Annotated in this window: 6 protein-coding genes; 1 reads left to right on the top strand and 5 read right to left on the bottom strand. The window is 64.4% G+C overall.

The features are described from left to right. Window positions 1-375 precede the first annotated feature (375 nt). Both V6M61_RS14280 and V6M61_RS14275 read right to left on the bottom strand, forming a co-directional pair. Window positions 376-2,052: a transposase gene (locus V6M61_RS14280; RefSeq protein WP_332777239.1), complete on the bottom strand. Its 1,677-nt coding sequence runs from the start codon at window positions 2,050-2,052 to the stop codon at window positions 376-378. Window positions 2,053-2,185: 133 nt separating this feature from the next. Then, window positions 2,186-2,377 (bottom strand): hypothetical protein, encoded by a 192-nt coding sequence (locus V6M61_RS14275; RefSeq protein WP_332777238.1) that lies wholly within the window; start codon window positions 2,375-2,377, stop codon window positions 2,186-2,188. Here V6M61_RS14275 and V6M61_RS14270 point away from each other — a divergent pair. After that, complete coding sequence (locus tag V6M61_RS14270) at window positions 2,376-2,936, top strand: hypothetical protein (protein WP_332777237.1); 561 nt, start codon at window positions 2,376-2,378, stop codon at window positions 2,934-2,936. The genes V6M61_RS14275 and V6M61_RS14270 overlap by 2 nt on opposite strands. A gap of 96 nt (window positions 2,937-3,032) precedes the next feature. Here V6M61_RS14270 and V6M61_RS14265 read toward each other — a convergent pair whose 3' ends face one another. The 3 genes from V6M61_RS14265 to V6M61_RS14255 form a co-directional block, all read right to left on the bottom strand. Beyond that, complete coding sequence (locus V6M61_RS14265) at window positions 3,033-4,010, bottom strand: succinylglutamate desuccinylase/aspartoacylase domain-containing protein (RefSeq protein ID WP_332777236.1); 978 nt, start codon at window positions 4,008-4,010, stop codon at window positions 3,033-3,035. After that, window positions 4,007-4,987 (bottom strand): Bug family tripartite tricarboxylate transporter substrate binding protein, encoded by a 981-nt coding sequence (locus V6M61_RS14260; RefSeq protein WP_332777235.1) that lies wholly within the window; start codon window positions 4,985-4,987, stop codon window positions 4,007-4,009. Before V6M61_RS14260 ends, V6M61_RS14265 begins: the two co-directional genes overlap by 4 nt. A gap of 108 nt (window positions 4,988-5,095) precedes the next feature. Next, on the bottom strand, window positions 5,096-5,995 hold the full coding sequence (locus tag V6M61_RS14255; protein ID WP_332777234.1) for a LysR family transcriptional regulator: 900 nt from the start codon (window positions 5,993-5,995) through the stop codon (window positions 5,096-5,098). Window positions 5,996-6,000: the final 5 nt, after the last annotated feature.

The raw sequence follows: 6,000 nt of genomic DNA, 5'->3' as shown, positions 1-6,000 counted from the left end.
AGCTACTGGCAGGATCTGGCATCAATCAAAGCCTGGAAGGCCCATGCCGAGCATCTGATTGCACAGCAGACCGGGCGCAGCGACTGGTACACCCGCTACAAAACGCGCATCGCCAAGGTCGAGCGGGACTACGGCTTCGACAAGGCCGCCACATAGCCCGCGTGGCCCCGCGCCCGCAACTCGCAACGACGGATAGGAAATCCAACCGCACAAGGCCAAGTATGGCACGTGTTGGACGCGCCAAATCGCCCCCGCACCCTGGAGTTTGAACCGCCGAACCACTGGATTGGCCAATTCCATCGTCGCTAAACCGCGCGGAACCAGTCGCACACACAGCCCTCTCCCCCCAGCTATCTGAATCGCCGTTTCGATCAGTCACCAATTGACGCGCTGGTCCACCTCGTAGTCCGGTGCCGGTTGTGCAGCCAAATCCCAATCCGGCTCGATTTGCACCCCGTCATCCATCTGCGCATCACAGTCCTCCCACAGCGGCGGCCCGCGTGCCGGGGAAATGTGCGGGGGCTGCGACTCCACACCAATGTGATCGAGTATTTGCCTGATATCGGCGCTGTGGGTGATGAACGCAATCAGGCGCATCTGTCCACCGCACAGCGGACACAGCAACGGCAACACCTCGTAGATGCGGGCTATCAACACCGCCCACAGGTAGTGCGCCGGGAAACTCTTGGGTGGCACTGGCTTGGGCGGCACCGGGTTGGCAGGTGCGCCCTCACCCGTGGTGGCTGGCTCGGCCTGCACCGTGGCCGGTTGCGCAGGTGCGGCCTGAGCCAGAGCCGTTACCGCAACCCTGAGCGGCGAGTTCGGTGCCAGCACGCCAAAGTAGCGGTGGCGGTGGGTGCGTGGCGGAGGCACCAGGGCGGCAATGCGCTCTATCAGCTCCAGCGGTGTGAGTGTGATCTCGTCTGCCTTGGCACCGCGCTTGTCATTGGTCGGTTCGCTGCGTTGTTTGGCGCAGCGGTACACCAAGGCCGCGCCCTCTTTACGCAGACGTTCCATGGCGAAGGGTGGGCGGGCGCAATACCGCAGCAGCCGCTCCAGGCCAGCACGGTCGTGTGCCTCTATGCAGACACCCGCGTCCACCGAGAAACCACTGTGCTGGTAGGCCAGCATGTCTTTGGCGTCACAACTCTCGATCAGACCCCGGCCCACGAAGGCGCGCAGGATGCGCCGTCGCAGGGTGGCCTGCACCTGGGCTACCACGGTCTCGTCGACCCCACTGGCCGGGTTGAAGATCACGCCATCAGTACTGCCTGGCACCGCCTCAAGCACCGCCTCAAACACCCCATCGACCACGCACACATGGAAATGCACATGCTCGTTCAGGCTGGAGCCGAAGCGGTGGATAAAAGCCACGGCACCAATGTGCAGGGCCGCCTTGTCCACCGTCGCTGCACCGGGGCTGCTCGATTGCAGGCTTTGCGCGATAACGCGCAGGAAGATGCGCAGCACCATGTCGAGTGTCGCCCCGTCACGCTGCATAAAGTAGCGCAGACGCTTCGGGACCGACAGCACCCACTGGCGCACCGGTAGACGCGGGAAAACGTGATCGCGCAGGTGTGCCGCCGTCTCCACCATGCGCCTCGTATTGCACGAGGGGCAGACGCCACGGCCTTTGCAGGAGAAGGCTACGAAGTAGTCGTGCCCGCAGTCATCACACCGCGCTCGGGCAAAGCCGTGGGCAAAGATGCCGCATTCGAGGTATTTGCGAAAGGCTTGGCGCACAAAGGGCTTTGGCGTGTGGTGGTCGCCCTGCCCGTCGAACTGGCCTGCGCTGGCGAGTTCAAGCCAGGTCTCAAAATGTTCGGCAATGGTTTGGTAGAGCAGCGAACGCTCGGGGTGGCGCGGGTTGTAGAGTTTGGGCTTGGATTTGGGTATGGCCGCAGCTGGCCCACCCGCGTGCGAATGCGTATGCGATTGCGATTGCGATTGCGATTGCGATTGCGGTTGCGGTTGCGGTTGCGGTTGCGGTTGCGGTTGCGCTGAACGTGCGGCGGCAGGCATGGTGCGGTGCCAGCCCGAGCGTGTTTGCACGGGTTGGGTGCATCATGGTACTGTGGTTATATCCAGTTGTACCCACTTGGTATGTTGTTATGTTGTCAGCGCACCAAACGAGCGGGCCGCGCTATTTCGACGGGATCGAGCAGCTTATAGAAGACGTATTCCATCATCCCTTGATCACTGCCGTTTCGATAATAAGCGCTGAAATGCCGCCCTCGGGCGGGTCGCGATCCTCGTTGAACTGCCCATTTCCTCCGTTGCCATTGGAGTCAACCGTTGCAACAGACCCAAAATAACGCTCGTTAATTGAATTTGCTTTTTTTCTCGCGCCAGTTGCGCCAATAGTGCACCTGTTCATGGTGATGTTGTTCCCGCAGGCTCTGCATGCGTTGACCGGCATCGACATGTCGCGCCACGTCAACCGCTTCGTGGCGCTGGACGCCGTGCTGGACGGCCCGTGGCAGGCACTGGCGCAGCAAGTCCTGGACGCGCACGACGACGACGCCCGTGTGGCGCTGGTCGAGCAGTTCCTCGAGCCCCGGTGGCATGCCGCGCGGGCGGCCGGCGCCGCACCCGGCAGTGCGCTGGGCGATTGGGTGAACGGTCTGGCCGGCCATGTGGCGGCAGCCGGCTGGGGCCGCAGTACGCGCAATCTCGAGCGCCGCATCAAGGTTTGGGCCGGGCAGCCGCTGCGCGGGCTGCGCCGCATGAGCCGGGCCGAGCAGTCCTTTCTGGGCACCCGCGCGGCGGTGGAAGCAGGCACGGTCTCGTGGGCCGAGACGGCCGCGAACGGGGGCTTTGCCGACCAGGCGCACCTGTGCCGCGAGACCCGCGCAATCACCGGTCATACGCCGACCGAGCTAGCGCAGCGGGCGATGGACGACGAAAGCTACTGGTTGTACCGGGTCTGGGCCTAGCATTAAAGCCAAATCGACCTCTAGCCCAATAATTATGGACGCAAGTAGCTATTAAAACAATAGCAAATCAGCGCTTTACCGCTGTGCCAACCCTCGTCACAAGGGGCGGCGACGTGCGAAGCGCACCACGGTGACGCCGGCGCGCGCCTGACGCACCGAGGGCATCACCAGCACGCAATCGTCGTAAGGCGTCGTGACCGGCTGGTCTTCGTTCCAGCCGATCACGGTGCCGGCCTGCTCAATCAGCTCCAGCCCCTGAAAGGGCTCCGTGAAGCGGAACTGCTCGCTGCGAGCCACCACCGGGCCGGTGACTTCCAGCACCCACTGGCGCGGCGCATCGTCCTGGAGCCACCCAGGCAATGCACGCCGCAAGGCCTGCGCGTCCAGCGTTCCGGCGGCCTGCAGGAAACGCGCACACATATCCTGCGCCACCGTCCGGCTGGACAGGTCGCCATGAAAGCCGCACTCCAGCAACAGCGAGCGGGTGCCCGGGTCTTGGCCCTCAACCCCGAGTTCGCCAAAACGGCCAAAGTCGCGCATGCGCACGCCGTCTTTGTGCCCGGCATCGACCACGATGTGCTCCGGCGCGCGCAGCTGTTTGGCCAGCGCGAGGTTGCGCGGCTGCATGCCGGCCAGCAGCAGCGGGGCGGCGCGTTCGTGCATCGAATGCAAGTCGAGCAACCAGTCGGCCCGCTCGACAAACGGTCGCAATTCAGCGGCCCGGCGGCGCTCCCGCGTGCTGCCGCTTTCGATGCGCTCCACCAACCATTGACGGTTCAGGTCTTCATCGACAAAGCGCGAGGCATCGTGATTGGCGGGGTCAAAGCGGTCAAACGCGGCCAGGTTGCAAAACGCCAGGGTCAGCCGGCCGCGCTGGAGCTTGAGGCCCGCTTCCAGCAAGCCCTGGAGCGCCCAAGCGCCGCACAGCTCGTTGCCGTGCACCAGCGCGCTGATCATCACGCACGGACCACTGTGCCCGGAGTCAAAGTGCCAGACGCCTTCCACCCCGGTGTTGCCGGCGCGCCAGGCCGAAATGTCCGGCAGCCCCAGTTCAAACGTCAGCACGTCGCTCATTCTTTGATCTTGGCGTAATCAACTGTTTTCTGGTACTTGGCGGTTTCTGCCTCTAGGAATTTCGCCATGTCCACATTGGGCGCTGCCAGCGTGGAGCCGCTTTCTTCCAGCTTCTTGCGCAGCTCAGGCGACTGCATCGCCTCGCCGAAAGCTTTTTTGAGCTTGGCCAGCACGGGCTCGGGCAGCTTGGCCGGGCCCATCAGCGCAAACCACACGCCGATATCGATGCCCTTGAGCTTGTGGTTTTCGGCCAGGGCGGCAACTTCGGGCATCAAGGCCGAGCGTTTGGCTTCCGTGGTGCCCAGCGCGACCAGCTTGCCGCTGCGGATATGCGGCAGTCCGCTGGACAGCACAAACACGCCAAAGTCGATGTTGTCGCCCAGCAGGTCATTGGCCAGAGGCGCCACACCGCGGTAAGGGATGTGGGTCATGAACAGGCCGCCCTGCTCCTTGACCATTTCACCGGCCAGGTGCAGGGCCGTGCCCACGCCGGAGCTGCCGTAGCTGAACTTGCCGGGGTTCTGCTTGACCAGGCTGAGAAACTGCCCCAGGGTCTTGACGCCGCTCTTATGCGAGGCCACCAGCACCAGGGGCTGCGAGGCAATCAGGCCAATCGGCGTGAAATCCTTGATCTGGTACTTCACGGCACTGGACACCAGGCGGCTGATGGCGATTTCGTTATTGGCCCCCACCAGCAATGTGTAGCCGTCGGGCGCCGCATTGACCACCTTTTGGGCGCCAATGGCGCCGCCCGCACCACCCACGTTCTCAATCACCACCGGCACACCCAGTTTTTTCGACAACTCATGGGCCAGCGTGCGGCCGGTCAGGTCGGTGCTGCCGCCGGGCGGATAGCCGATCACGATGGTGATGGGCTTGTTGGGGTAGTGGTCGCCCTGGGCTGCCACCGGGGCAGACACCAGCAGCGCCAGACTGCCCAGCACGGCGGCGCGACGCAGAATATTCAAAGTGGTCATGGCAAATCCTGGATGAAATGAGTCGGCCCATTGTCCGGACTACCAGGGTTTGACTTGGTGCCACTAAAGCACAAGACACTGCCTTATTGGCAATATTTCAAGGCTGGCTCAGCGAGCCTCGAACGCACGCCAAATGCTTTCAGCCAGGGGGCTGAGCCGCCGCTTGGCGCGGTAGATGCGCACTTCAAAGCGTATCTCCAGCCGCTTGTCGCCCACGGGGACCAGCTGCCCGGCCTTGACGGCGCTGGCCGCCATGGACCACGGCAGCCAGGCCACGCCCAGGCCCTTGAGGGCGTATTCGATCAGGGCATCGGCCGAGTCGCACTCCACGACGCGGCGCAAGGCGGGCGCATGCGGATTGTTGGCCAGGTGGTCTTCCACCAGCCGGCCCAGAGCGAGCGTGCCGGCATAGGCTAGATAGGGTGCCGGGCTGCCGGGCTGGAACCGGTGCCGGCCCTGGCCGTGCGCGTTGGCGCGCGTCAGCGGCACCAGCCGGTCCTGGCCCAGCGACAGATGGGCGTACTGCCTGGCATTGAGCCGCAGCGCCAGCAGCGGGTGGTGGTAGGTCAGCATGAAGTCGACTTCGCCGCGCTCCAGCAGCTGCGCCGTGTCCGCCAGGGCGCGCGTCAGGATGCGCAGCTCGCCGCCCGCCTTCACCAGCAAGGGCTGCAGGCGGACCAGCCAGTCGGCGACCAGGGTGCGGGCCAGGGTGCGCCCGGTCGCCAGCGTCACGGTGTTTTCCTGCCTGCCGGCCGCGCCCAGCAACTCCTCCCGCGCATGGCCCAGGCTGCGCACCATTTGCTGGGCGTTGTCCAGCAGGCTGGCACCGGCGGCCGTCAAGGTGACCGGGCTGCTGCCGCGCTCAATCAGCGGCGTGCCGGCCCAGGCTTCCAGCGCCTTGATGCGCCGGCCGAATGCCGGGTGCGTGACATGGCGCAGTTCCGCCGCGCGGCTGAAATTGCGCGTTTGCGCCAGCGCGGCAAAGTCTTCCAGCCATTTGAGTTGCATGGGGG

The organism is Polaromonas sp. (genome assembly GCF_036676035.1).
Taxonomy (GTDB): domain Bacteria; phylum Pseudomonadota; class Gammaproteobacteria; order Burkholderiales; family Burkholderiaceae_C; genus Polaromonas.
This window is presented reverse-complemented; position numbering and strand designations above follow the sequence as displayed.

What these genes read in the sequence shown, in the direction of transcription:
- V6M61_RS14270 (WP_332777237.1), top strand. Translation starts at nt 2,376, where the DNA reads ATGGTGATGTTGTTCCCGCAGGCTCTGCATGCGTTGACCGGCATCGAC.
- V6M61_RS14275 (WP_332777238.1), bottom strand. Translation starts at nt 2,377, where the DNA reads ATGAACAGGTGCACTATTGGCGCAACTGGCGCGAGAAAAAAAGCAAAT.
- V6M61_RS14265 (WP_332777236.1), bottom strand. Translation starts at nt 4,010, where the DNA reads ATGAGCGACGTGCTGACGTTTGAACTGGGGCTGCCGGACATTTCGGCC.
- V6M61_RS14260 (WP_332777235.1), bottom strand. Translation starts at nt 4,987, where the DNA reads ATGACCACTTTGAATATTCTGCGTCGCGCCGCCGTGCTGGGCAGTCTG.
- V6M61_RS14255 (WP_332777234.1), bottom strand. Translation starts at nt 5,995, where the DNA reads ATGCAACTCAAATGGCTGGAAGACTTTGCCGCGCTGGCGCAAACGCGC.